Source organism: Lysinibacillus sp. Bpr_S20 (genome assembly GCF_023337835.1).
Taxonomy (GTDB): domain Bacteria; phylum Bacillota; class Bacilli; order Bacillales_A; family Planococcaceae; genus Lysinibacillus.
The window spans coordinates 327,533-353,497 of sequence record NZ_JALNLQ010000002.1 but is presented as its reverse complement, the minus strand read 5'-3'; the positions used below and the strand labels follow the sequence as shown (position 1 = coordinate 353,497).

The window sequence follows — 25,965 nt, the reverse complement described above, 5'->3', positions numbered from 1 at the left end:
TTTACCCTCCTTTTCTTTAAAGTTTCTCCAACCATAAAAAAACTATTCATTTGACTATATATACGAAAGCCCGAGTCCATTTTTCATAAGCACATATTGTAGAAGTAGTAACAAGGAAAGGAGGTGACAATATGGGTTGTGGCAAGCCAACAAATCCTATTGGACCAATCCATTCAGCAGGCTGCGTTTGTGACGTAGTACGCGCTATCTTAGACATTCAAAATCAAGCGGTGAGAGAAGAATGTCAACCATGTACAGCTAACTGTTTCTTAGAACCACTCGGAGGCATAGTAAGTCCTGCACGCTCTCATGCAGATACACGTGTATTCATGTTAATTACAAAAGATGGCACTCCTTTTAAAGCATTTTTCAGTTCTCCAACAGCAGATCCATGTATATGTACATCAGTATTTTTCCGTGTAGAAGATATGTTTGATGAGTGCTGCGCTACTTTGCGTGTTTTAGAGCCTTTATGTTCATTTGACTCCAGCGAAAGTACAGTAGATCTATTAAGTCGAGATGGCTGCTGTGTCAACATGAAAAAAATATGTAAAGTAGATGATTGGAATTCAACTGAGAGCTGTATCACTGTAGATTTATCATGCTTCTGCGCTGTACAATGTATTGCTGATGTTGACTTAGGGATTTGTGAATAATCTTTTCTCCTTTGACACACTACACATAAAAAAAGTGTACAGCATCCTCTGCTGTACACTTTTTTCATAAGGTAGGTAATTGTTTACCTCGCCATAATACTTGTTCTATGTCATCAAAATATATGATCTCTTGTGTCTTTAATTCGAAAGAAGTAAGCATCAATGAATCGGTCTGTACATCAGATGCACTACCGCTTAATTTTCTACCATCCTTTAAACATATGACTAACGGTTGATAGGCTTTTTGGCGAAACGGCTTTTCTAAAAATTGAAGCTGCTTCAGTAAATACGGATCTATTTGTACTTTTTCAACCACTTCTTCTTTTTCTTCAAACGTTTGTTCATTGTAATAGCCGTTCCTACTATACACTGACGTACTTTCATCCAAATCAAGTTCATGTAGCACCTTAGAAATATTTAGAAAATATGATGGTGACTTTATAAACAAGCGTGGCTCTCGACCCACATTACTCACTTCCCTTTTTTTCATACAATATGCAAAAGGAAGAAATTTGGTTCTCAGCCTATATTGCTTAAGAATGCTGTCGCTAATCCTAAATAAATTAAAATACTTGTAATATCATTTAATGTTGTAATAAATGGACCTGATGCAACAGCCGGATCAATTTTCATGCGATGCATTAACAATGGAATAAAGGAACCCGCCACCGTTGCTACTAAAATAGAACCACAAAGGGCCGCGCCTACTAGCATTCCAAGAATCAGTTCTTGCTTCCAAATATAGACAATACCAATTACAATCAGTCCACAAACGATTCCAGACATTAAGCCTGTACCTGCTTCACGTAGTAGTAATTTTAGCTTACTGTGTTCTTCAACATCTCCTGTTGTAATTCCTCGAATCGCTACCGCTAATGCCTGTGTTCCACTATTTCCAGAAGTACCTGAAATAAGAGGGATAAACACAGCGAGTAACGCCACTTGTTCTAACGTTGCCTCAAACTGTCCCATCAAATTGGCTGTCAACATCCCTAAAAATAATAATATGACAAGCCATGGTAAACGTTTTTTAGCCGCTTGGAACGAGGTTGTATCAAATTTATCCATATCGGAAATACCCGCTAATTTAGAGTAATCCTCCGATGCTTCCTCATCAATAACGTCGATAATATCGTCGACTGTAATAATCCCTAGTAACTCTCCCTTATCGTCAATAACTGGTGTCGCTAAGAAGTTGTAGTCCTTCATAATTTGAGCAACCTCTTCTTGGTCATCTCCTGCGTGCACCATGACAACACGTTCATTCATAATCGAACGTATAAGGGTATCTTCATCAGCAATAATTAAATCGCGGAGCGTAATAACACCTGTTAATCGATGTGCTTCATCAATGACAAATATATAATAAATGGTTTCGGCATCTGGCGCTTCTTTCCGTAAAATCGCCATTGCTGAACGAACAGTGGAGTTTTCTGGTATCGCTACATATTCAGTTGTCATGATAGAACCAGCTGTACCTTCGTCATAGCTTAATAATTCATTAATCTCTTCAGCTGTTTCCTCATCCATCATGCCTAAATAGCTTTCGCGTTGTTTCATATCTAACTCATTTAAAACGTCTGCTGCATCATCTGCATACATATGAGAAAGCATTTCTGCACCATATGACGGATCCATCTCAGCTAGATACGCTGTGTATTCATCATCATCTATTTCGATTGCCTCAAAAATATCAGCCATTTCCGTCGGAGACAAGAACGAATAGATGATCTTCCTTATATCTGGCTCCACCTTCTCATAAAACGTTGCCTGATCATATGGATGAAGCTCTAAAAACTCATCACGGAATGCGTCAATATCATGTGCTTCGAGCATTTCTCGCAAACGTGCATCGTCAAATTGCACATCATCCTTTTCATTTCTTTCCTCTATCATGCTTGTCCCCTCCTTCCGAGCATTAAATCTTTGATACGGGCAAAGCCGTAAATCTACCTTATATATAATAGAGTGTATTATACCTTTTCTGCAAACCCTTTTTTTACTACATAGCAACCTACATCATGACCACTAGCTAATTGGATAAATCTGCGGGTAAACTTAATTTCCCCCGTTACCCTAACGTGTGGTTGATTTCCGTTCCGACTGGGCGCTTTCCTGGGGGCGTCGGGGCAACAGGATGTTGGTCACGAAGGCGTTATCACAGGACGTGATGCTCTTAGCCTTCGTTCCCCTTTTCGCTTCGCTGCAGGGTCTCGGGCCAACAGATGTTTTTTGCGCGAAAGCGTAGTGCTAACGTAGCGGCAGCAGCACCGAGGTTGGTCACGAAGGCGTTATCACAGGATGTGATGGTTTTAGCCTTTGTTCCCCTATCGCTGATCCCCAAGGAGTCGCCCAGTCTCCACTCCAATCAACTTGTATACATGACATCCGCCGGAGGCTTTTACTTCTTTCAGCGGATATTTACACACCTTCTGAAAAGTGACTTAAAATCGCATTTAGCTCACCACCTATAGAGGTGAGAGACTTTTGTTGCTGACGCTTCGCTTTCGCTACATAAGACAATTGCTGAAAGAAGTAAAAAAATTTCATTCCTAACTTGCGGTATTGAGCAAAATAACCCTCTTCTTTACTATATCCTACTATCACTTTCTTTTCTGTTAACTTGCTGTTAAGAAGAACTTATTACTTTTATAGAAAATAAAATGATAAAGAGATGCCCGTTTGTGCGAACATCTCCTTAAATTTATAACATGGTTCAGTATAGTTTTCACTCTTAGTGAACTAATGACTGTTTAGATAGTCTCGAACTTCATACTAAGGAGCTATTTAATAATCGTTGCATATCTTCATTTAAGCTATTTGTGAATTGTAAACTCTCACCTGTTAAAGGATGGTGCATTTTTAAGGACACACAGTGTAAGGCTTGCCTATTAATATGCTCGCGACTTCCGCCATAAAGTTCATCCCCAACAAGTGGATGTCCTACATAGGCCATATGCACACGAATTTGATGTGTTCGCCCCGTGTGCAACTTTAGTTGAATATGTGTCATCGGTTCATTCTGGAAATAAAAGTGCCTTAAAATCGTTACATCTGTATGCGCAAATTGACCGTCCTCGCGCACTTCACGCTCAATGATACTCGTCTCCTTGCGTCCTATCGGAGCAATGATTGAATGGATATCCTGTGCTACATGACCATGAACAATGGCTTCATATTGTCGGGAAATCTCTCCGCTACGCTGTGCAAGTCCCGTTAAATGATGAATATGAGCATGTTTGGCAATGCATAACAATCCAGAAGTATCACGATCAAGTCTCGTAACAATATGAGCCGTTGATGCTAGACCTTGCTGCTGAAAATGACCACACACTAGATTAGCTATACTATGTGTTGGATGCTCCCGCGAAGGAATCGTACTTTGATGTGCTGGCTTATTAAGCACTAAAATAGCTTCATCTTCATAAATAATAGAAAGTTCACCATGTTCAACAGCAAGCCCTTCACTTTTTTCTTCAGGAGGGAATTTCACTTCAACTCGATCCCCAACGCGAAGAGGATGTCGAACATTGCGTTCAACATCATTCACAGTTAGTAAGCCTCCATCAAATTTAATGGCCGTCAAAGCACGCTTGGATATGCGCCATTCAGTGAGGGCCTCCCTTAGTAGTTGACCGTCCTTCTCCGCAATAAAATGTAATGTAAATCTTGTATCCATTTTACTCATTTGCGACGAATGACTCATGTACTCGTTCCCAGAATGGGAATGGGCGGAAACGGGCAAAACGTACTCTTTCCGTTGCAACATTAAATGAAATCGACTTTACATCGCCTTCAGTAACTTGTAAATGATCCACTGTCATATTAAAGTTTTGCTCATTTACTGGACGTAAAACACAGTGATGGTGTGCTGGTAAAATGAGTGGTGAACCAACTGTACGGAATACACGGTTATTGATAGATGCTATCTCAGTAATTTGGAGTGCCGCTAAAGTTGGATGAATAATTGCTCCACCGAGGGCTTTATTATAAGCTGTACTACCAGAAGGAGTTGACACACAAAGACCGTCTCCACGGAAACGTTCAAATTGATTACCATTTAACACTACGTCCATAACAAGCGTGACATCAGGCGATTTCACAGTTGCTTCATTTAACGCTAAATACGTATTGGATTCTGCATTATGATGCTCCACCTTTACCTCAAGTAGTGGATATTCCACAACATTAAAGTCCTTTTTGGCAATGGACAATACTAGCTTTTCTAATTCAGATGGTTTCCAATCCGCATAAAATCCTAAATGTCCCGTATGGATACCTACGAAGGCCACCTGATCTAGCAAATGAGAATATCGATGAAAGGCATGTAGTAAAGTGCCATCTCCTCCAATAGAAATAACGATTTCAGGAGCCTCTTCATCATAAGTTAACCCAAAATCCTGCAAATACGTTCTGGCTAGCTCCATTAATTCATTCGACTGTGCATCTCTACGTGATTGAATGGAAAATTTCATTTTGTGTCACGCTCCTTCTCCGAAAGTAAATTAGGATTCGATGCTTCTTTGTATTCACTAAAGTAGGCCTGCGCTTCTTGTATCTCACTACGAATAGACGACATTTCCTCATCCAATCGGAAAGCAGCCTCTGCTGCACTTTGCAGGCGATTTTTAATCTCCTCGGGGAACATGCCTTTATATTTATAATTTAAAGAATGCTCAATAGATGCCCAGAAATTCATAGATAGGGTTCTTATTTGAATTTCAGCTAATACCACTTTTTTCCCTTGTATCGTTTCTACTGGATATTCGACAATCATATGATATGAGCGGTATCCACTTGGCTTATTATGGGTAATATAGTCACGCTCTTCTACTACACGCATATCTTTACGTTGACGTATGAGCTCCGTAACTGTTGAAATATCATCGACGAATTGACACATAATACGTAAGCCTGCGATGTCCCCTAGCTCATCACCTAACTGTTTAGAAGGCTCAAATGAAAGTCCTTTTTCTAATGTTTTATCGTATATACTTGCTAAGGGCTTTACACGTCCCGTCACAAATTCAATTGGTGAATTTGCATTAACAATACCAAACTGTGAACGCATACCCTTTAATTTTACTTTTAACTCATCTACTGCTTGTTTATAAGGACTTAAAAATATTTCCCATTGTCCCATCGCAAAAACCTCCCGACATTCGGTATCGAACAAAACCAACACCGTCTGTTCGTTTTGTCTTTTTATTCAGCAAGAATTGCCTTGAAGTGTTGTTCCACTGTTTGGACAAATTCCGCACCATAATTGTAATTTCCTTCAATATTATACACGAGCATTTCTAGTTCATCGTAAAAATTCGTAAGCTCGATAACATCTTCACCTAATTGTAGCTTTGGATTTTGCTTTTTTTGTAAAATATGTACAAGTTGATCCCAACTACTTGGTGGAAAACGCAAATAATGATAATTTTCTCCAGCATCAAGCAAATAAATAAACGCAAAGTCATCAGAATCTGCTATTAATTGTGCTGCCGGTTTTAACTGTAAATTTACTTCAATGTCGTTTAAACTAAAATGAAGTTGCTCGTTTTCAAAATTCAATGTTTCTATTGTATAAATTTTACGCACATGCGGTTCCCCTTTTCGTCTTACTCTTCTTCTTATTTTAGCATAGAGGGTAATTAGTTGCAGTGTGTAAATGCTAAATCAACTAAATAACGAATGAAATTTTTTATCATAGCGGCGTTAGTTGATTTCCGTTCCGACTGGGCGCTTTCCTGGGGGCGTCCGATGAGCCGCTTCACTCGCGTTGCTCGCTCCAGGGTCTCATCTGTGACGCTAATCCCCAAGGAGTCGCCCAGTCTCCACTACAATCAACTAATTTTGAGCTAGTTTTAAAAGTGTGTTGATGATTTGGAAAATAGTTAGGTGGACTTTTCAATAAGATGTAACACAACGTTAGTATCATTTGCGTTGTCATTACCGTTTTTTCCACGTGCTTCACCCATAGAGTAAGCACCGTCTCTGCCTTTACGAAAAGTAAATAGCCAATTTAATCCTTTCTTTTAAGCAACAAAAAATTAAAATAAGCAGGTGAGAATAATGGCACAACATCTTGAAATAGAATTTAAAAATCTTTTAACAAAACAACAATACGAACACTTATTGCAACAATTCAATATTCCCGAAAAGGATATTCACCGTCAAACAAATCACTATTTCGACACACCCTCTCAAGCTATTCGGAAACGACAAAGTGGGCTTCGTATTAGACAAATCGACAAATATTTTGAATGTACTTTAAAAGAAAAAAATGCAGAGCATGCTCATATAGAGACAACTGATGAAATAACTGCTGAGCAAGCTAAGAAAATGCTTGATGGAGAAGGTTTCTATGCACAAGAAGTAGCAAAAAGACTAGCTCTATTCAACATTCCTTTAGAAGAATTAGCCGTATTTGGTTCACTAACAACGGATCGTGTCGAAATTCCTTATAAGGATGGTCTTCTAGTATTTGATCATTCTTTCTATTTGCAGTGCGACGATTATGAGGTAGAATATGAATCAAAAGATGCAATAAAAGGAAATTCAATCTTCGACGAATTTCTACAGCAATATGGTATCGAAAAACGAGCTACCGATAAAAAAATTGCACGTTTTATGAAGGCATTACAAATGAATCAAAAACAGGAGCTTAACTAGAATAACAAGAAAGGGTGACAACTCCTTGGATATCCAATCACTCAGAACTTTACTTGACATTCAAGCATTACAAACACTAGGATCTTCAGAAAATTCATCGTCAAACAATCTTACAAACAGTAATTCTATGTTTTCTGATATGATTAGCGAATTGCTAGGCGACTCAACTACTACTAACAGTGCAAAATTATCTAGTATGCTCGGAGGTGTATCTTACGCTTCGTCATTGATGAACCAGTTTGGGTTATCTGACAATATGCAAAATAATGCGCTTCAATCATTACTTTATAAGGGTTCTAATAACGTCTTTATACCTTCAGATGTACAGACGGCATTAGCAAGCACACAATCAAGTACAAAACTCGACTCCTATGTTTCGGATAAAGTAATTGGTTCAACAGCGTATGCCAATGCGTTAGCAGGTGCGAACCAATACGCTTCGATTATTCAAAAGGCAGCAAATACATATAATGTACCTGAGAAACTCATCGCTGCAGTGATTAAGCAAGAGTCTAATTTTAATTCAAACGTGGTTAGTCATGCTGGAGCACAAGGATTAATGCAATTAATGCCAAAAACAGCCCAATATTTAGGGGTTACAAATGCCTTTGATCCTGAGCAAAATATTATGGCAGGGGCAAAATACTTGCGCCAACTGCTTGATAAATTTGATAATGATCCTAAATTAGCGTTAGCTGCTTATAACGCTGGAGCTTCACGTGTTACAAAATATGGTGGCATTCCTCCTTTCAAAGAAACACAGAATTATGTCAAAAAAGTGATGAATTACTACACCGTTTAAATCGCAGAAACATTGTTAATACAGTCTTTTTCGGCAAATTTCACCCATGTGGTGAAATTTGTGCTTTTCTAGCGAAAACATTTTGGAAGAGCGCTTTGTTTGTGTTAACTAAAAGACGTTGATAGAATGAAGGTAGTCACAAGAAATTCACATTTGTAAAGATGACCAAGTATAAAAAATATACTTTACGATATAAAGAATTAAAGGGGCATTTAACTTATGAGCCGAAAATACACTGTTCCTTATGAGGAGCTGGGGGCTGAAAAGCTTTCAGAGCTAATCCATGCGTTTTATAAAAGAGTTGCTAAGCATCCTGATCTTATGCCAATCTTTCCAAAAGATTTGACAGAGACAGCCCGCAAGCAAATTCAATTTCAAACACAGTATTTAGGTGGACCAAATCTTTTTACTGAGGAGCATGGACATCCAATGATGCGTGCACGCCATATGAATTTTCCGATTACACCTGATCGTGCTCAAGCTTGGCTTGAATGCATGTCCGAAGCGATGGATGAAGTTGGGTTGGAAGGAAAGTTCCGCGAAACTTATTACCAACGTTTAGTATTAACAGCTCATCACATGATTAATACACCTAATGACGATGAGGGGGAATTGTTACGTGAATAATATTCAAATGCTGCAAGAGCCAACTCCTGTGATTTCTACTGCCAATAAGCCTATTGAATTATATATTTTCGTAGATCCACTTTGTCCAGAAGCGTATAATATGCAAGCCATTCTTCGTAAGTTACATCTTGAGTACAACCATTACTTTACATGGCGCTTTGTACTAAGCACAGAGCTTGCCTCTTTGAATTGTTTAAGTAAACGTGTAAAGGGTTGCTTATCAGGTATTGAGCTCGACATTAATCACCCTGTTCTACCATCTATCGCTATTAAAGCGGCTGAGTTACAGGGCAAACGTGTAGGAGCACGCTATTTGTCGAAACTACAAGAATATGTATTATTAAATCAACAAGATGTCAATTCTTATGCTACGCTGTTGAAAATTGCAGAAGATGTTCAATTAGACATGAATGAATTTTCTGCAGACTTTGGTTCAAAGGAAGCAGCGCGTGCCTTCCAATGCGATTTATATATTAAACGTGAAATGGAAGTGGATGAAGTACCGAGCATTGTATTTTTCAATGAATGTATTGAAGATGAGGGTCTAAAAGTTAGTGGTAGCTATTCCTATGAAGTTTATGAACATATTTTACAAGAAATGATGGATGAACAACTTGTGCGTCAACCATTACCAACAGTAGAAGAGTTATTTGATAAATTTCATACCCTTTCAACAAATGAAGTAGCTTTCATTTACTCGTTAACAGAACAAACAGCTGAACGCGAATTAAAAAAGCGTATGCTACAACAAAAAATTGAACGAATTCAGACAGATCACGCTACACTGTGGCGTATTAAATAATGCAATTATACTATTATTCTATACAATAGGGACTTGTCCAAGATGCCCCTGAAACAAAAGCAAGTGAAGATAAACTTCACTTGCTTTTGTTACGTTCTCTCGGATTATACAAACTAACTGTAAATAAATGCACAACCTCATCTATCATTTCATCAATATCCGGATTAATATACTCATTTATATATGGTAATGTCAACTGGAAAACTAAGATTGACGACAGCAAAGAATAGAAAAAATTCGCAGTATATTTAAAGTTCCCGTTTGGAATTTTCCCTTGCTTATGTAACTTAATTAAATAATTTTCTAAATGGTGAAATAACCTATCGGCGGTTCTCGAAACTTTATCAGCGATTTCTATGTTGTTATCAGCGATTCTCGGTATTTTATCAGCGATTTTCTTGATGTTATCAGCAATCAGCGTGCTGCTTCCGCGCAATAACATCTGTTGCCCCAGGAAGCTTTGCTCTGTGCGAAAGCGTAGCGGCAGCTACAAATCGCCCATCGGAACGGAAATCAACCCCTTGCTTTGCCGAAAACCATACTTTATGTAATATGACATCTTCCTTTGATAACAAAACAAAAAATAAAAGAAGCGCCACTATCCTCGACAGATAGTGACGCCTCTCTTTCACAAAGGGGATGGGAGAAATGTTCACGTTCAAACAAAGGGGTGTATGTTTGTTTTTGTGATTTATTTCACATGAATCACTTTATCACGGAATAATAAATATAGCAATATATCCGATGCTAGATTCACAAATTTGTCAAATAGAAAGCGATTACAAACAGTATTTTTTCAAGATACGCACTTTTAAACATTTAGAAATCAAAGAAAATCATTATGCTTTCATTTTTTATCAGTCAATGAATCATAGAAAAAAGGCTGTAGTGAAATTCCTACAGCCTTCTAAATTAATTATTCAACAATAATTTTTCTAACTCATTTAAACGTTCTTCAAATACTTTACATGCATCATCAATCGGCTTTGCAACGTTCATATCAACGCCTGCTGATTTTAATACCTCAATTGGGAAATCGGAGCAACCTGCTTTTAAGAAGTTATTAATATAACGTTCTACAGCTGGAGCACCCTCTTCTAAAATCTGTTTACTTAATGCTGTTGCAGCTGATTTACCTGTAGCATATTGATACACATAGTAATTATAGTAGAAGTGAGGGATACGAGCCCATTCTAAGCCGATTTCCTCATCTACCACAATATCCTCACCGAAATACTTTTTATTTAAATCATAGTAAACCTCTGTTAAACGCTCCGCTGTTAAAGATTCACCATTCTTATCCATTTGGTGGATTAGGTGTTCAAATTCAGCAAACATTGTTTGTCTGAAAACAGTACTTCTGAAGCCATCTAACCAATGATTTAATAAATAAATTTTCTGTTGTGGATCTTCAATTGTTTTCAATAAATAATCATTTAACAATTCTTCATTACATGTCGAAGCTACTTCAGCAACAAAAATAGAATAGTCGCCATAAACGAACGGCTGATTTTTACGTGAATAATAACTGTGTACACTATGGCCGAACTCATGAGCAAGTGTAAACAGATTATTAACATTGTCTTGCCAGTTCATTAAAATGTATGGATTTGTTCCGTATGCACCTGAAGAGTACGCACCGCTGCGTTTCCCTTTGTTTTCTAAGACATCCACCCAACGATTATCAAGACCACTTTGAACAATGCCTTGGTATTCCTCACCTAGTGGCGCTAAAGCCTTGACTAAAATATCCTTCGCTTCATCGTAAGTGATTTTCATATCAACTTCCTTCACAAGTGGGGCAAATAAATCCCACATATGCAGTTCATCCACACCTAAAAGCTTCTTACGCAATGAAATATAGCGCTGCATAGCTGGTAAATGCTTATGGATTGTTTCTACTAATTGATCATAAACACTTTCAGGGATGAAGTTGTTAGACATTGCTGCGTGGCGAGCAGAATCATAATTACGGATACGTGCGCTGACATTATGCTTTTTAACATTGCCAGTTAGTGTAGCCGAAAACGTATTTTTAAAGTTTCCGTAAGTTTCGTATACTGCTTTAAACGCATTTTCACGAACAGTACGATCTTTACTTTCTAAAAACTTAATATAGTTGCCATGTGTTAGCTGTACTTCTTCGCCGTCTTCATTCTTCACTTTAGGGAAGACCATGTCGGCGTTGTTTAACATACTAAATGTATTGGAAGCAGTACCTGTTACCTCAGACATTTGTGCAAGTAATGCTTCCTGTTCTGCTGGTAATACATGCGGACGTGCCATCGTTATTTCTTTTAAAGATTGCGAATACAATTGTAAGTCTTGATTTTCTGCTAAGTAACGTTCTATCGTTTCTTCACTCAATGATAAAATCTCAGGTGTTATAAACGATAGGGCAGCTGAGATACTAGTAGCTAATGTTTGAATACGACTATTCATATCTTGGTAAAAGCTATTTGTCGTATCTTGGTCATTACGCATATGAGCATACGTGTAAAGCTTCATTGTACGTTCATAAATATCATCGTGATAAGTTAGAACTGCTAATAATGCATCTGCACCATTTTTTAAAGTACCTGCAAAGCTAGACGCCTTTTTGGCAAGTTCTGCAACTTCCTTATACTCTTCTTCCCATAGAGCATCCGTTGCAAATATATCCTCCAAACGCCAAGTTAACTCTTCTGGAACTTCATTTCTTACTAAAACTTGATTACTAGCCATGTGCCAGCCCCCTTTATATGTGAGTTTTTCCTATACTCTCATATTTTCTCAGCATATTGCGGCAATTGCAAATAAATGTGCATACACTTGCTCACGAATATCCGAAAAGCACCCATTTTTTTGCTTACTTTTCGCCAGTACCATTCCATAATTTTTAATCGCTTGTACTGCTTGATTTGTAATCTCCACATTTTCTTGGATTAAAAACGATCGAATATTTCTCTCGTCTAATTCATGAGGTTCTACTTGTAAACGACGACAAAAATGATGCAAAATCGTTTGCCACTCAATAGAAAACATTGGTATCGCTTCTGCATTTTCCACTGGAATACCTACGTAATCAGGCATAGCAGTCAAAGCAAAACGTAACTCATAACTACTTCGTAAAAATGAATCTTGCACCCCATTTTTACTATGTAATAATCGATGGTAAACGAATTGCTTACAATGCTTCTTATAAAGCTGCCAATAAAGATGAAATTCCTCTTTCGTAATGGACTTAGGCTCATAAAAAGGAAAATGCTGTTTATGAACAGTTAGTTCTTGTACTTTACCTATAAAAGTATGCCCATGAACATAAAGAAGATTCGTCCAATAAATAAATCTTGATGTGTTTGCATCATAGGTCACTAAATAAGCTAATCCTTGTGCTGTGGCAATGATCACCTTTTGCATAATTGGAGAAATAGAAATTTTTTGAATACCTTGTGTAGATTGTCTTTGAGGTGTTTGAAAAAGCCATAATGGCTGTATAGAATTTTTCTCATATCCAGCTGTACGCAATTGCCACTTTTCATGAGAAATTGTACTACATTGAAATTCAATGGCAATTTGCTTTTTCTCCTTTATCAGGAGCATATCTGGTCGCTGTGAAAGTTTCCGTAAATAAGGCTCCAGCTTTACTGTATGACCGAGTTTTCTTAGCCATTCAAATAATTGGACTTTTCCTTGTAAATGAAGTTTTGATTCACCCTCTGCAAATAACTGTACACAGCTATTACAAGCCATATGAGCGAAATGAGGGATATTATATTTACCGATCTTTAATTGGACAGGCTGTTGGCATTGGGGACAATAAAATTTCATCTGTCGCCTATATTGTTGTAAAGCTTCCCTTGTATGTTGATATGGGAGGAAAATCTGTTGCTGCTCGTTATAGGCCATCAGCATAAAATCAGCTCCTTTTTGACTAATTGTAAAGGAGTGTTTTGATAGCAACAAATAAAGTACGGCTTTTTCTTGAAATTTAAAATATGCTATCTTTTAAATTGTTTTTTCCCAAATAAAAAGACTGTAAATAAACTTGATTTTCACCAAGTTTGTTTACAGTCTAGACACTGAATCAAATACTCATTATTTTAAATAAAATATTTTCGTACTGTTTCAAAGCAATTAAATTCCATAATTTTTTCACCATATTCCTCTAAGCGATGGATCGTGAAATTCGATGGTATTAAAAATTCTTTAATTACGGCATTTCTATCGTGATGATTGATCTCTTCATCTGCATTTGCGAAGTCAACTACCAAGTAGTACCAATTTTCATATTTAAATAATGAGGAATCCACTAATTCATCTGTCATGCGTTTCGCTACAGGGATTAACTCATCAATATCTTTAAATTTATAAACATAAATGTCTGTATCCATGAATAACTCTGACTCATCCATGTCACCAAATTGAGTTAGTTGACTGAGAAGATCCTCTCCAACGTCCTCGAATGGGGCAAACATCTCTTTGTGTTCATCAAAATGCGAAGAACCATCTAAGGTTTCACCGTCTTTTAAAATATGTGCACGTGTGACTATGATTTCTAAGCCTACTTCAGACGCATTGATATGAATCCAAATCGGACCTTCTACATCAAAATAATCCTCCGTGTTTACTTCATCAATCATATCCCAAAAAAGTTGTTCACCCTTCGCTCGATTGTACCAAATTTCTTCACGACTATAGCCGCGATCCTCTATATCATTGTACGTAATAAAGAGCTTGAGTGTATTTTCGTTTACACGTTCGATGTCCACTAGACCTCATCTCCCTTCACTGTCATTTGTCGAAAAACAGTTTTGTTTCATTAGTATGCTTTTATTCATTGTTTTTAACCTCATACTCCATTTTTGTTTTTCAACCTTTGACCACACTACAGTAAAACCGTCGAGCAACCGAAATAAAAAATTAATTGTCCACAGTTGTCTCTACTTATATTGTATGCTGTTCTGTCATAAAATGAAAAGGATATACACCGTTTCACAGAAGATATTTGAATTATTGAAATTGTAGTAAACTATTAAGTTAAAATCAAGTTTAACATACTTTACGGAAATATATGACTTTTCCCTACTATTTATTATACTTTATATAGAAGGTTTTACATAAGTAAAACACAAAAAAAATAGATGCCACAATATGCTTGTTGCATATGTAACATCTAATACTTATTCTATGCAGATAACGTAGCTATTAGTTCACCATGCGCTGTGCTTCTTGCAATTGATAAGCACGAACCTTACGAGGTAGGAAACGACGAATTTCATCCTCATTGTAGCCAACTTGTAACCGTTTCTCATCTAAAATAATTGGACGACGTAATAAGCCTGGGTACTCTTGAATTAGCTCATATAAACGTTGCAATGGTAAGCTTTCAACATCAACATTCAATTTTTGGAAAATCTTTGATCGAGTTGAAATAATTTCATCCGTACCATCCTCTGTCATACGCAAAATTTCTTTAATTTCACTAATGCTCAATGGTTCGGAAAATATATTGCGTTCTGTATATGGGATTTCATGCTCCTCTAACCATGCTTTCGCTTTTCGGCAAGACGTACAACTTGGTGATGTAAATAAAGTTACTATCATACTGACACATCCTTTCCTTTTAATCATTATCTATAAACCAGTGTGTTAAATTAGAATTAATGTAATGTAATCTACATACCATTATACAGTACTCTGTGATGTTTGAATATAGTTCCAATAAAAAAAAGAATAACCCTTTATCACACGAAATTTTCTGTTTTTTTATATAACTTAAAGTGTAGTTACTTCTTGGCATGTCTAACGAACTACTATTATTATTCCCATTCGCAAGGTAATTTAAACATGCATTTCTGGATTGTTTTTTTCTCATTTAAAAAAATTAAACGAGAATATTGTCAATTCCGTGTGTACAATATGGACGTTTATTTACTAATATTGGTTTCATATAAATAAAACATTTACTGAATAGCGATAAACAAAGTAGCGAAAATATCATATAATTTTTTTCCAAGAAAGAACACCGCCAAAAGTCTGACTTTACTCACTTGCATTTCACCGAGCCTTTATAATATAATTTTTTGAAATAAGTCAATTATGTCTTTGGTGAGTTCCACCTCGACGGTAATTGAGCTAAATAAAAAACGCTGACGAAGAGTAGTACAATTGCATTTACACGTTTAGAGAGTCTGTGGTCGCTGCAAACAGATCGTGTAAGCATTTGGAATGGACTTCCGAGTTAGCTTTGTGAACGTCTTTAGTTTCCTTACTGGAGTCAATTAGCAAAGCTCGTTCCTTCACGTTACGAAGTAGAGTGGCCAATTTAGGCAAGCTGGGTGGTACCGCGGATTCAAACATCATTCGTCCCTTCATTAGATTACTAATGAGGACGCATGATGTTTTTTTATTTTACTTATGTAAAAGGGACGAAATTCAAGGAGGAAATGACCATGACAACTATTTTTTCAGGTGTACAGCCAACAGGTATTGTAACTCTAGGGAATTATTTAGGTGCATTTAAGCAATTCCCAGCATTACAAGATGAAGGAGATGCCGTTTATTGTATCGTCGATCAGCATGCAATAACAGTAGCACAAGATCCAAAGGAACTACGTCAAAATATTCGCAACCTAGCAGCAACGTATATCGCTACTGGGATCGATCCTAAAAAATCTACATTATTCATTCAATCAGAAGTGCCAGCTCACGCACAAGCAGGCTGGATGCTACAATGTGTCGCATCGATTGGTGAACTTGAACGTATGACACAGTTTAAGGATAAATCTCACGGTAAGGAAAGCGTATCTGCCGCTCTACTAACATATCCACCATTAATGGCAGCAGACATCCTTTTATATAATACAAACATTGTTCCTGTCGGTGATGATCAAAAGCAGCATATTGAGCTAACTCGTGATCTAGCAGAGCGTTTTAATAAACGCTATGGTGATGTTTTAACGATTCCTGAAATTCAATTACCAAAAGCAGGGGCTCGTATCAAATCACTACAAGAACCTACCAAGAAAATGAGTAAATCTGATCCAAATACAAAAGCGACAATCAAGCTTTTAGATACAGCAAAAGAGATTGAGAAAAAAATTAAGTCTGCTGTTACTGACTCCGATGGTATTGTGGCATTTGATGTGGAAAATAAACCTGGTGTTTCTAATTTACTAACAATCGAATCTGCCATTTCAGGCGTAGCTATTGACGACCTTGTAAAAAAATACGAAGGCGTTGGCTATGGTGGTTTCAAACAAGGTGTTGCAGCAGCGGTTATTGATCACCTAACACCAATTCAAGAGAAGTTCTACAATTTGGTAGAATCCTCAGAATTAGATATTATTTTAGACGCAGGTGCTGAAAAAGCAAATGCAATTGCAAGTGCTACATTAAAACGTATGGAAGAAGCAATGGGCCTTGGTCGTGCACGTCGCTAAAAAAAAAACTTTATCATAAAGATGATCGTAAGAGCTTGGCCAAAAAGAGAGTAACTTAAGAGTTACATCTTATCTTTTTCATGTAAAGTTCTATCATAACCAAGATCAAGCACAACAGCGCATAACACAACGGCTGATCCAATAGCCATATAAAATGCTGATGTTTGTGCCATGAACTTAAAAACCACTATCCAGGAATATCCGAGTGTCCGATAATTCAAATACAAGATGAGATTCCCTACTGAGAGAATCAATAAGCCATAGCTCATTAAAAATAAAAAGAGTCGGAACAAAATAAGGGCATCCTTTCTATTTCTTCTTACTTATCATCTATTCACAAAACTATAAAAAAAGACGTCAGCCACGTAAATTAAGCTGACGTTTTTTAAGTTGATCATATAAATGTAAGGTTCTTCTTCAAAACGAGGGGTTGATTTCCGTTCCGGCTAGGCGCTTTGTAGCTGACGCCTTGCTTTCGCTACAGATAAAACATTGCCGCTGACGCTTCGCTTTCGCGCAGAGCAGAGCTTCCTGGGGGCGTCGGGGCAACAGGATGTTGGTCACGAAGGCGTTATCACAGGACGTGATGCTCTTAGCCTTCGTTCCCCTTTTCGCTTCGCTGCAGGGTCTCGGGCCAACAGATGTCTTTTGCGCGAAAGCGTAGTGCTAACGTAGCGGCAGCAGAGGGTTTTGTTTGTGCGAAAGCGTAGCGACAGCAACAGCACCGAGGTTGGTCACGAAGGCGTTATCACAGGATGTGATGCTTTTAGCCTTCGTTCCTCAATATCGCTGATCCCCAAGGAGTCGCCTAGCCTCCACTCCAATCAACTTATCCGCATGACATACGTTTTAACAAAATGACATCCAACTTTTTAGTTTGAGCGAGACCTTTTCACGAGTTATCGCCCAACTTTTAATTTTTATCTACCAACTTTCACATTTTATCTACCAACTTCTGAATTTTATCGACCAACTTTCGCGTTTTATCACCTAACTTTAAATTTTTATCGACATCCACCTTCAGAAGAGTAAAAAAAGGATTCATACACAAAAAACTGTGTATAAATCCTTTTACTTTATTATGTCGCCAGTTCTCTATCCGAGTCATTTGCTGAAAGAAATTAAAATTTCACTTTATTATTCCTCGATTTTTTTGAATAGTAGACTAGCGTTGTGTCCACCAAATCCAAGTGAGTTACTCATTGCATATTTAATATCTGCATGTCGAGCTTCATTCGGTACATAATCTAAATCACAATCTGGATCTGGATCTGTTAAATTAATTGTCGGTGGTAAAATGCCTTCTTTCAGTGCTAGCGCTGTGAAGATCGCTTCAACACCACCAGCTGCACCTAATAAGTGACCTGTCATTGATTTTGTAGAACTCATTGCAAGCTTATAGGCATGTTCACCGAAGACTGTTTTTACTGCCTGTGTTTCAAATAAATCATTATAAGGTGTACTTGTTCCATGCGCGTTAATATAGTCTACTTGTGAAGCTTCTACGCCGCCATCAGTTAAAGCTTGCTTCATTGCACGAGAAGCACCTTCCCCTTCTGGAGCTGGAGCGGTAATATGATGCGCATCCCCTGTTGCACCATAGCCAAGAACTTCTGCGTAGATTTTTGCACCGCGTGCTTTTGCATGCTCATACTCTTCCAAAATAACAATACCCGCACCTTCACCGATAATGAAACCATCGCGATTTTTATCGAATGGGCGACAAGCTGTTTCTGGATCTGTATTTAAAGATAATGCAGTATTTGCGCAGAAGCCTGCTACTGCCATCGTAACGATTGGTGACTCAGCACCACCTGAAATCATCACATCTGCATCGCCACGTTCAATTACTTTAAAAGCATCCCCAATAGAGTTTGTACCTGAAGCACAAGCAGTTACTGAACAAGAGTTAATGCCCTTTGCCCCAAAGTGAATCGACACTTGGCCAGAAGCCATATCTGGAATCATCATTGGAATAAAGAATGGACTTACACGTCTTGCTCCACGCTCTTGGAATGTTAAAAATTGCTGTTCGTATGTTTCCATACCACCGATTCCAGAGCCAATCCAGACACCTGCTCGTGGTGCTAATTCTTCATCAATTGTTAATTGTGCATCTTCCATCGCCATGATAGACGCTGCTAAAGCATACTGTGTAAAGCGATCCATTTTACGAGCTTCTTTACGTTCAATATACTTTTCAATATTGAAGTCTTTCACCTCAGCGGCAATTTTTGCTGCGAAAAGATCTTTATTCAAACGTGTTAACTCGCCAATTCCTGATTTTCCATCTTTTATGTTAGCCCATGTTTCTTCGATGCTATTTCCTAGTGGTGTAACTGCGCCAATTCCTGTAATTACTACTCGTCGTTTACTCATTGTCTTACTCCCCTCAAGCATTTTTCGTTTTTATTTTCCCCATCTCATTGCAACGGCACCCCATGTTAAGCCGCCACCAAATCCAACAAGTACTAATAAATCATCATCTTTTATCTTACCTGCTTCAAGCTCATCTACCAAGGAAATACCAATAGATGCCGCCGACGTATTACCATATTTATGAATCGTTTTTGACATTTTTTCCGGTGGTAGTTCTAGACGTTCACGCGCTGATTCCATAATTCGAATATTCGCCTGATGCGGCACTAAAAAATCTACGTCTTCTTTTGTTAAACCAGCTTTTTCTAAAACGTTTACTGCAGATTCACCCATTTGGCGAACAGCAAACTTAAATACTTCACGGCCATTCATAGCGATTGTATCCTGCTGTGTTAAATACAAGTTCTTTCCACCTGTACCGTCAGCTCCAAGCTCAAATGATAAAATTCCTCTACCTTCTGATACTGGACCAACAATCGCTGCACTTGCACCGTCACCGAATAATACAGCCGTATTGCGATCTTCCCAATCAAGTACTTTCGACAGCTTTTCAACACCTACTACTAAGACATATTTATAAGCATTCGATTCTACAAATTGCTTTGCTGTCACTAAACTATATATAAATCCTGCACAAGCAGCCGCTTGATCCATTGCAGCTGCATTAACTGCTCCGATTTGCTCCTGAACCATACATGCTACACTTGGAAACGTTTGATCTTGAGTGACTGTTGCTACAAGGATTAAACCAATTTCCTCTGGCGTAATACCTGCTTTAGCAATAGCTTCCTTTGCAGCAGCTACCGCTAAATCTGACGTTTCCTGATCATCTGCGGCAAAATGGCGTTCTTCAATCCCTGTGCGAGTTCGAATCCATTCATCCGAAGTATCCATCATTTTTTCTAAATCAAAATTTGTAACGACCTTCTCCGGAACGTATTTGCCAATCCCTATAATACCAGCGTTCATATAGCAACCCCTCTGCTTTCTTACTATCAATTATTAGTAACTGGTCATAATTATAACTCATAATGAACGAGAGGTGCAAGATGAATTAAAATAATGCTTAAAACTTATACTTTGTAAATACATTTATTGGAGTGAAAATTGGGCGACTCCTTGGGGATACGTAGAATAAAGAATGATTTAAAAAATTTCCTTCATCCTTTATTTATCAGCAAATGCAAAAACTCCATTTTGAAAAAAGATTAATCAAAACGGAGTTCATTACTCTAACTAAATATTGGATTATTAAAGCGCCCTTTTATAAAGCAGTTAATCATCTATTTAAATAAACCTTTATCGGCGGTAATGATTTTTCAGACTGCCTAATATAAGGATAAACCTTGATAAACTTAGCATGATTAGGTATTTTTCCGATAATGGTGCGCTCATCGGATTCAATTCTATTACCTATCTTTTTTCTACTGAATTCAGTACCTGAACTGAGTACACTAATTTCATTTCCCTGATCATCTATTACTTTATCAATCCGAGCCATATCGTCCTTACCAGTCAGTGGATAAATGGCTTTGTAGTCAAGCACGGCTGATTCTCTTCCTACTGTAATAGTTTCAAAATTCAATGCATGTTCTTTATCATCACTTGTAGATGCCTGTCCAACATTTACTTTATGATTTGGCAATTGGTGAATCGGGATATCAAATCTCCACTCTCCTTTTGTCTCATTAATAGCTTTCAATGTTATAGGCAAAGTCATATCTTTCGGAAATTCTTTATCAGGATAATCAATTATAATTTGACCGATGTGGTCCCCGTCGGATGTTACCACCCCATCAAATTGAGCCGCATTCATCCATTTGTCGCTCCCGTCTCCGATGTTTCCGATGTCAAACATAAATTCGTTTGATCTCGCATTAAAATGATCCACTTTAAACGTTACACTGATTCTACCTCCATCATAATAAACACTGTTCACGGTTACGCCCACACCGTTACTGATTGCTTTTTGATTTAATTCCGTCACAAGTTTACTGGCTGCAAGATTTTCACCAATTGAATCATCAAACGACGAATAAATTTTCCCTATTAAAGGTACGTCCGCCAATACACGACTCATTTGTGGAAAAATAAATCCTGAACTAAAAAAACCAATCAAAAGAGTAGAAGCAATTAATGGTATCGCTAGTAGTTTTGTTTTTCGCTTTATCGGTTTTTCTTTTTGTGCTTTTACGATTCCTTTCTTTATGGCTGTACAAACATCGAGTTGGGGAACCTCTATATCGTTTATTTCATCTTTAAACTGCTGTTTATCCATGTTTGATCACTTCCCTCTAATAATTTTTTTAAAGATTTTCTCGCCCGATGCAAATACGTTTTCACTGTTCCTTCAGGTATATGCATGTACCAAGCAATTTGGTGAACAGCTAAATCATGGTAATAATATAAAATAACTACCGTCTGATACCTTTCGTCCAATTGTTGAATCGCTGTCTTTAAATCAATGTTTTGCACCATTTGATTTGTTTGGTTAGTCGGGCCCTCGTTGGTTTCGTATTTACTTATCTCTTCGAACTTTACAACTTTCTTCTTTGCACGCAGCAACTCGTTCGCATTATGTATTAGAATGCGTATCAACCATGTCTTAAAATAATTTGAGTTTTTTAATTGTCCTAAAGATAAATAAGCTTTATAAGCCGTTTCCTGAACAACATCTAACGCATCCTCTTTGTTTTGTACATATAAATAAGCAGTGCGATAAAGTTGATCTTTATAGAGGCATATCAATTCTTCAAAAGCCGTATCGTCACCTTTTTTAGCTTTTTTGACAAGCTTTATTTCATTCATCCTAACCTTCCTTTGTCTAATGCCAATTTCCCCATATTGGTTTGCACATGTTCATCTTTGGCAAACCCTCCTAAATTGTCACTGTCTGTTATTTTTCCTTTTCAGTTATTAGATGGTTTTAACAGAACGTTTGGTTTCAAAAACTTTTTGTAGCTTTATTTTATTGATCAATCTTTGTTATAAAGATCAATCTTTTTACTAAACTTTCTACGCTTTTGCGAAAAAACATCTGTTGGCCCGACATCCTCAGAAAAGCGCCGACAACCACAATTAAGATTGAGATGACCTCGAAATCATAAAAGAAATGTTATCGTTGTGACAAATTCGCCATTTTCACAGAAAAGGTTCTTTTTTTTTCGATTTATGTTATGATATGATAATGAATATGTAGTAAAACTTTATGATATAAAAAAGTTCGGTTGAGGTGAAATTAATGCAATATATCGTAACATTCATATGGTCATTCCTACTAGTTTCAATGTTAAACTACGTAGTAAGCTCTGTACTTGGTGCAACGTTTGATTTCCAAACTGCTGTTGTCACATCAGTTGTATTTACAATTCTTGTTTTCATTATCGGTGCGGTTATTCCAAACGAGTCAACTCCAGAAGCTGCAGACAATCATTAATTCAACTAGAAAAAACCTGTTTCGCTTCATGCGGAACAGGTTTTTTTGTTATTTTTCTACGATACATTGACCTTCATGCATTCTAATGTGCAATGTTTCTCCTGGCAATACCTCACCTCGAAGCAATTCTTTTGCAACCGCTGTTTCAATATAACGTTGTACGAAGCGTTTTAGTGGTCTTGCCCCGAACTGAGCATCTGCTCCTTGTTCTACAACCCAGTCAATTACATTTTGATCGACTTGTAAAGTAATATCTTGCTCTGCCACTCGTTTGACAAGCTGTTCGACATATTTCCAAGCAATCGCAGTAAAGTGCTCATCTGATAGTGCATGGAACATAATAATATCATCCATACGATTTAAGAGCTCTGGTTTAAAGTGTTGACGCAGCGCAGTCATCACTAAATCCTCCACAGCTGCATCGTCTTCTTTAGCTTCCATTAAATAGCTTGAGCCAATGTTAGAGGTTAAAATGACCACCGTGTTCGTAAAATTAACCATACGCCCTTGGCTGTCCGTAATGCGTCCATCATCTAAAATTTGCAGTAAAATATTCGCAACATCAGGATGGGCTTTTTCAATTTCATCTAATAATACAACTGAATAGGGATTTCGGCGAACAGCTTCTGTTAATTGCCCACCTTCTTCATAACCAATATAGCCTGGAGGTGCTCCTACAAGACGTGATACGCTATGCTTCTCCATGTATTCACTCATATCAATGCGAATAAAATGTTCCTCAGAATCAAATAGCTGTGCCGCTAATGCCTTTGCTAGCTCTGTTTTACCAACACCTGTTGGCCCTAGGAATAAAAAGCTACCAATTGGTCGATGCGGGTCTTTAATACCAGCTCGAGCACGCCATACCGCTTCTGTAACAAGCTGTACAGCATTATCTTGTCCGACTACACGCTCATGCAATGTATCTTTTAAGCGCAATAATTTTTCACGCTCACCTTCTACTAATTTCGTCACTGGTATTCCTGTCCAGCGTGAAACGATCGATGCAATTTCTTCAGCTGTTACCTCTTCACGTAAAATACGTGACTCCGTACCATTCTCTAGTTGTTTTTCCATCTCTTGAATATCCTTTTCAAGTGTAGGAATTTTGCCATGACGTAATTCGGCTGCTTTATTTAAATCATACTTACTTTCTGCTTCATCTAAGTCACGTCGGTATTTATCAAGTTTTTCACGTTTTTTCTGAATGCCGTGTAACGCTTCTTTTTCAGTTTCCCACTGTTTACGCATGCCCTCAGAGGATTCTTTAAGCTTTGTTAATTCCTCACTGAGTTGCTCTAGGCGCTTTTTACTTGCTTCGTCTTTTTCTTTGCGCAATGCTTGCTCCTCGATTTCGAGCTGCATAATACGACGTGTTACGGCATCCAGTTCCTGCGGCATGGAATCAATTTCTGTACGAATCATCGCACAAGCTTCGTCGATTAAATCGATGGCCTTATCCGGCAGGAAGCGCTCTGTAATATAGCGATTTGAAAGTTCAGCTGCAGCGACAATTGCACGGTCATGAATACGTACCGCATGATGTAACTCGAAGCGTTCTTTCAAGCCTCGTAAAATAGACACAGTATCTTCAATCGATGGCTCACGTACAAGCACTTGTTGGAAACGACGCTCTAAAGCAGGATCTTTCTCAATATACATACGGTATTCATCTAATGTTGTAGCCCCGATACAATGCAACTCACCCCGTGCAAGCATTGGCTTTAGCATATTCCCAGCATCCATCGCACCATCCGTTTTACCTGCACCAACAATTGTATGAATTTCATCTATAAATAAAATAATACGCCCTTCTGAGTCCTTTACCTCTTTTAAAACACCTTTTAAGCGTTCTTCAAATTGTCCACGGTAACTAGCACCTGCTATTAAGGCACTCATGTCTAGTTCATATAGTATACAATCCTTTAATCCCTCAGGAACATCACCCTTTACGATACGTTGGGCTAATCCTTCTACAATAGCTGTTTTACCAACTCCTGGCTCACCTATTAAAACAGGATTATTTTTCGTTTTGCGTGTTAAAATACGAATAACATTACGAATTTCTTCATCACGGCCGATAACTGGATCCATTTTACCGTTTTTTACTTCTTCAATTAAATTACGTCCAAACTGTTCTAATGGTTTTTTATCATCTGTTTGTTGAAATTGCATAGTTAGCACTCCTTTTCAATAATGTTCAGCGGAATCCTGTTTGCCATTCTGTTTCTCGAAAGAATGTTTGACCTTTTTTGACTAACTTTATTTTACAACATCCGACAAACCTTCGCAAAGAATTAACCCTAAAATTTCTTCACTTATAACTGGAAAATTACGTTATAATAAAAGTATGTTTCTTAGAATTAGTATCGAAATTGTTCACCATCCTTTTGTAATAATTATGTAATTTTTACAAAAAGAAAGCGATGTGTTGGGAATGATAATAATGAATAATATACAAGAAAAATTTCACGATCTATTTCAAAAGCACGGTGTTTTTATTAAAGTGAATAAGGATAGTAAAATTTTTTTAGAGGGCGAACGCGCGAAAGAAATTTATTATATAAAAACAGGGGCTATCTCGATTAGCCAAGAAACGGCGAATGGGAAGGAATTAACCATTCGCATTTGTGGTCCAGATAGTATGATTGGAGAGGGCTCATTATTTTGTAACCTGACGTTTAATTCCATGACAGCAAAAGTATTAGAACCCTCTAGTTTATATGTTCTAAGCCGAGAATCACTAGAACTTTTATTAGTAGAACAACCTAATCTAATGGTGGAATATATGAAGTGGTTACAAACCGAAAATTTAAAGCACCAAAGTCGTTTGCGCGATTTAGTTTTAAATGGTAAAAAGGGTGCTTTATTTTCAACACTCATCCGTCTTTCGAATACTTATGGAAAGCCTTTAGAAAATGACACTATTTATATTGACTTCCCGTTAACAAATACAGAAATCGCTAATTTATGTGCGACGAGTCGAGAGATGATTAATCGCATGCTTAATGACTTAAAGAAGCACAATATCCTATCTTTTGAAAAAGGGTACATTACCATTCACGATCTACAATTTTTAAAGGATGAAATCGCCTGTGAAAATTGTCCGTTACAAATATGTCGTATTGATTAATAACTAAACACAAAATCCCCACCTCTGAGTTATAGGTGGGGAT

24 protein-coding genes and 1 other annotated feature are annotated in these 25,965 nt (G+C 37.6%); of the genes, 8 read left to right on the top strand and 16 right to left on the bottom strand.

Features of this window, described 5'->3' with window-relative positions; all coding sequences use genetic code 11:
* Positions 1 to 131 precede the first annotated feature (131 nt).
* A complete protein-coding gene (locus MWJ95_RS06165; protein WP_079559573.1) occupies positions 132 to 656 on the top strand; it encodes a CotY/CotZ family spore coat protein in 525 nt (174 codons plus the stop codon).
* Between the two features lie 64 nt (positions 657 to 720).
* On the opposite strand, the gene MWJ95_RS06160 is transcribed toward MWJ95_RS06165, so the two are convergent.
* The 6 genes from MWJ95_RS06160 to MWJ95_RS06135 all read right to left on the bottom strand — a co-directional run bounded on the left by MWJ95_RS06160 (position 721) and on the right by MWJ95_RS06135 (position 6,245).
* Positions 721 to 1,122: a hypothetical protein gene (locus tag MWJ95_RS06160; RefSeq protein ID WP_249073388.1), complete on the bottom strand. Its 402-nt coding sequence runs from the start codon at positions 1,120 to 1,122 to the stop codon at positions 721 to 723.
* 53 nt (positions 1,123 to 1,175) lie between these two features.
* Positions 1,176 to 2,552: a magnesium transporter gene (gene mgtE, locus MWJ95_RS06155; protein WP_249073389.1), complete on the bottom strand. Its 1,377-nt coding sequence runs from the start codon at positions 2,550 to 2,552 to the stop codon at positions 1,176 to 1,178.
* Between the two features lie 874 nt (positions 2,553 to 3,426).
* Entirely contained in the window at positions 3,427 to 4,335 is a 909-nt protein-coding gene (locus MWJ95_RS06150; RefSeq protein ID WP_249104929.1) for an RluA family pseudouridine synthase, read from the bottom strand.
* Between the two features lies 1 nt (position 4,336).
* Positions 4,337 to 5,131 carry an NAD kinase gene (locus tag MWJ95_RS06145; RefSeq protein ID WP_249073391.1) on the bottom strand — a complete coding sequence of 265 codons (795 nt, stop codon included), beginning with the start codon at positions 5,129 to 5,131 and terminating at the stop codon, positions 4,337 to 4,339.
* Entirely contained in the window at positions 5,128 to 5,799 is a 672-nt protein-coding gene (yjbM, locus tag MWJ95_RS06140) for a GTP diphosphokinase (RefSeq protein WP_249073392.1), read from the bottom strand. The genes MWJ95_RS06145 and yjbM overlap by 4 nt, the downstream gene beginning before the upstream one ends.
* A 62-nt stretch (positions 5,800 to 5,861) precedes the next feature.
* Entirely contained in the window at positions 5,862 to 6,245 is a 384-nt protein-coding gene (locus tag MWJ95_RS06135; RefSeq protein ID WP_249073393.1) for a UPF0738 family protein, read from the bottom strand.
* A 474-nt stretch (positions 6,246 to 6,719) separates the two neighbouring features.
* Between MWJ95_RS06135 and MWJ95_RS06130 the strand changes: the two genes are divergently transcribed.
* The 4 genes from MWJ95_RS06130 (at position 6,720) to MWJ95_RS06115 (ending at position 9,550) form a co-directional block, all read left to right on the top strand.
* Positions 6,720 to 7,319: a CYTH domain-containing protein gene (locus MWJ95_RS06130; RefSeq protein WP_249104779.1), complete on the top strand. Its 600-nt coding sequence runs from the start codon at positions 6,720 to 6,722 to the stop codon at positions 7,317 to 7,319.
* Positions 7,320 to 7,344: 25 nt separating this feature from the next.
* The gene (locus MWJ95_RS06125) at positions 7,345 to 8,121 is read left to right on the top strand and encodes a lytic transglycosylase domain-containing protein (protein ID WP_249073395.1); all 777 of its coding nucleotides are present in this window, start codon (positions 7,345 to 7,347) and stop codon (positions 8,119 to 8,121) included.
* A 219-nt stretch (positions 8,122 to 8,340) separates the two neighbouring features.
* Positions 8,341 to 8,748, top strand: coding sequence for a globin domain-containing protein (locus MWJ95_RS06120; protein WP_249073396.1), 408 nt, complete (start codon positions 8,341 to 8,343; stop codon positions 8,746 to 8,748).
* Positions 8,741 to 9,550, top strand: coding sequence for a DsbA family protein (locus tag MWJ95_RS06115; protein ID WP_249104778.1), 810 nt, complete (start codon positions 8,741 to 8,743; stop codon positions 9,548 to 9,550). Before MWJ95_RS06120 ends, MWJ95_RS06115 begins: the two co-directional genes overlap by 8 nt.
* A 76-nt stretch (positions 9,551 to 9,626) precedes the next feature.
* Here the strand turns inward: MWJ95_RS06115 and MWJ95_RS06110 are convergent, their stop codons facing one another.
* From MWJ95_RS06110 to spxA, 5 genes are all read right to left on the bottom strand, one after another.
* Positions 9,627 to 9,992, bottom strand: coding sequence for a hypothetical protein (locus MWJ95_RS06110; RefSeq protein WP_249104776.1), 366 nt, complete (start codon positions 9,990 to 9,992; stop codon positions 9,627 to 9,629).
* 470 nt (positions 9,993 to 10,462) lie between these two features.
* Positions 10,463 to 12,274: an oligoendopeptidase F gene (gene pepF / locus MWJ95_RS06105; protein WP_249073398.1), complete on the bottom strand. Its 1,812-nt coding sequence runs from the start codon at positions 12,272 to 12,274 to the stop codon at positions 10,463 to 10,465.
* A gap of 48 nt (positions 12,275 to 12,322) precedes the next feature.
* Complete coding sequence (locus MWJ95_RS06100; RefSeq protein WP_249104774.1) at positions 12,323 to 13,444, bottom strand: competence protein CoiA; 1,122 nt, start codon at positions 13,442 to 13,444, stop codon at positions 12,323 to 12,325.
* A 188-nt stretch (positions 13,445 to 13,632) separates the two neighbouring features.
* Complete coding sequence (gene mecA / locus MWJ95_RS06095) at positions 13,633 to 14,301, bottom strand: adaptor protein MecA (protein ID WP_249073400.1); 669 nt, start codon at positions 14,299 to 14,301, stop codon at positions 13,633 to 13,635.
* A 436-nt stretch (positions 14,302 to 14,737) separates the two neighbouring features.
* Complete coding sequence (gene spxA / locus MWJ95_RS06090) at positions 14,738 to 15,133, bottom strand: transcriptional regulator SpxA (RefSeq protein WP_024362527.1); 396 nt, start codon at positions 15,131 to 15,133, stop codon at positions 14,738 to 14,740.
* A gap of 539 nt (positions 15,134 to 15,672) precedes the next feature.
* Positions 15,673 to 15,906: a binding site (T-box leader), on the top strand.
* Positions 15,907 to 15,984: 78 nt separating this feature from the next.
* Between spxA and trpS the strand changes: the two genes are divergently transcribed.
* A complete protein-coding gene (gene trpS / locus MWJ95_RS06085; protein WP_249104772.1) occupies positions 15,985 to 16,974 on the top strand; it encodes a tryptophan--tRNA ligase in 990 nt (329 codons plus the stop codon).
* A 1,137-nt stretch (positions 16,975 to 18,111) separates the two neighbouring features.
* Here trpS and fabF read toward each other — a convergent pair.
* The 4 genes from fabF to MWJ95_RS06065 all read right to left on the bottom strand — a co-directional run bounded on the left by fabF (position 18,112) and on the right by MWJ95_RS06065 (position 22,161).
* Complete coding sequence (gene fabF / locus MWJ95_RS06080) at positions 18,112 to 19,353, bottom strand: beta-ketoacyl-ACP synthase II (protein ID WP_249073402.1); 1,242 nt, start codon at positions 19,351 to 19,353, stop codon at positions 18,112 to 18,114.
* A gap of 30 nt (positions 19,354 to 19,383) precedes the next feature.
* Complete coding sequence (locus tag MWJ95_RS06075) at positions 19,384 to 20,322, bottom strand: beta-ketoacyl-ACP synthase III (protein ID WP_249073403.1); 939 nt, start codon at positions 20,320 to 20,322, stop codon at positions 19,384 to 19,386.
* A gap of 310 nt (positions 20,323 to 20,632) precedes the next feature.
* Entirely contained in the window at positions 20,633 to 21,631 is a 999-nt protein-coding gene (locus tag MWJ95_RS06070) for a DUF4179 domain-containing protein (protein WP_249104770.1), read from the bottom strand.
* Positions 21,601 to 22,161: a sigma-70 family RNA polymerase sigma factor gene (locus MWJ95_RS06065; RefSeq protein ID WP_249073405.1), complete on the bottom strand. Its 561-nt coding sequence runs from the start codon at positions 22,159 to 22,161 to the stop codon at positions 21,601 to 21,603. Before MWJ95_RS06065 ends, MWJ95_RS06070 begins: the two co-directional genes overlap by 31 nt.
* A gap of 433 nt (positions 22,162 to 22,594) precedes the next feature.
* Between MWJ95_RS06065 and MWJ95_RS06060 the strand changes: the two genes are divergently transcribed.
* Complete coding sequence (locus tag MWJ95_RS06060; RefSeq protein ID WP_249073406.1) at positions 22,595 to 22,789, top strand: YjzD family protein; 195 nt, start codon at positions 22,595 to 22,597, stop codon at positions 22,787 to 22,789.
* Between the two features lie 48 nt (positions 22,790 to 22,837).
* Here MWJ95_RS06060 and MWJ95_RS06055 read toward each other — a convergent pair whose 3' ends face one another.
* A complete protein-coding gene (locus tag MWJ95_RS06055; protein ID WP_249104768.1) occupies positions 22,838 to 24,964 on the bottom strand; it encodes an ATP-dependent Clp protease ATP-binding subunit in 2,127 nt (708 codons plus the stop codon).
* A gap of 271 nt (positions 24,965 to 25,235) precedes the next feature.
* Between MWJ95_RS06055 and MWJ95_RS06050 the strand changes: the two genes are divergently transcribed.
* Entirely contained in the window at positions 25,236 to 25,922 is a 687-nt protein-coding gene (locus MWJ95_RS06050; protein WP_249104767.1) for a Crp/Fnr family transcriptional regulator, read from the top strand.
* Positions 25,923 to 25,965: the final 43 nt, after the last annotated feature.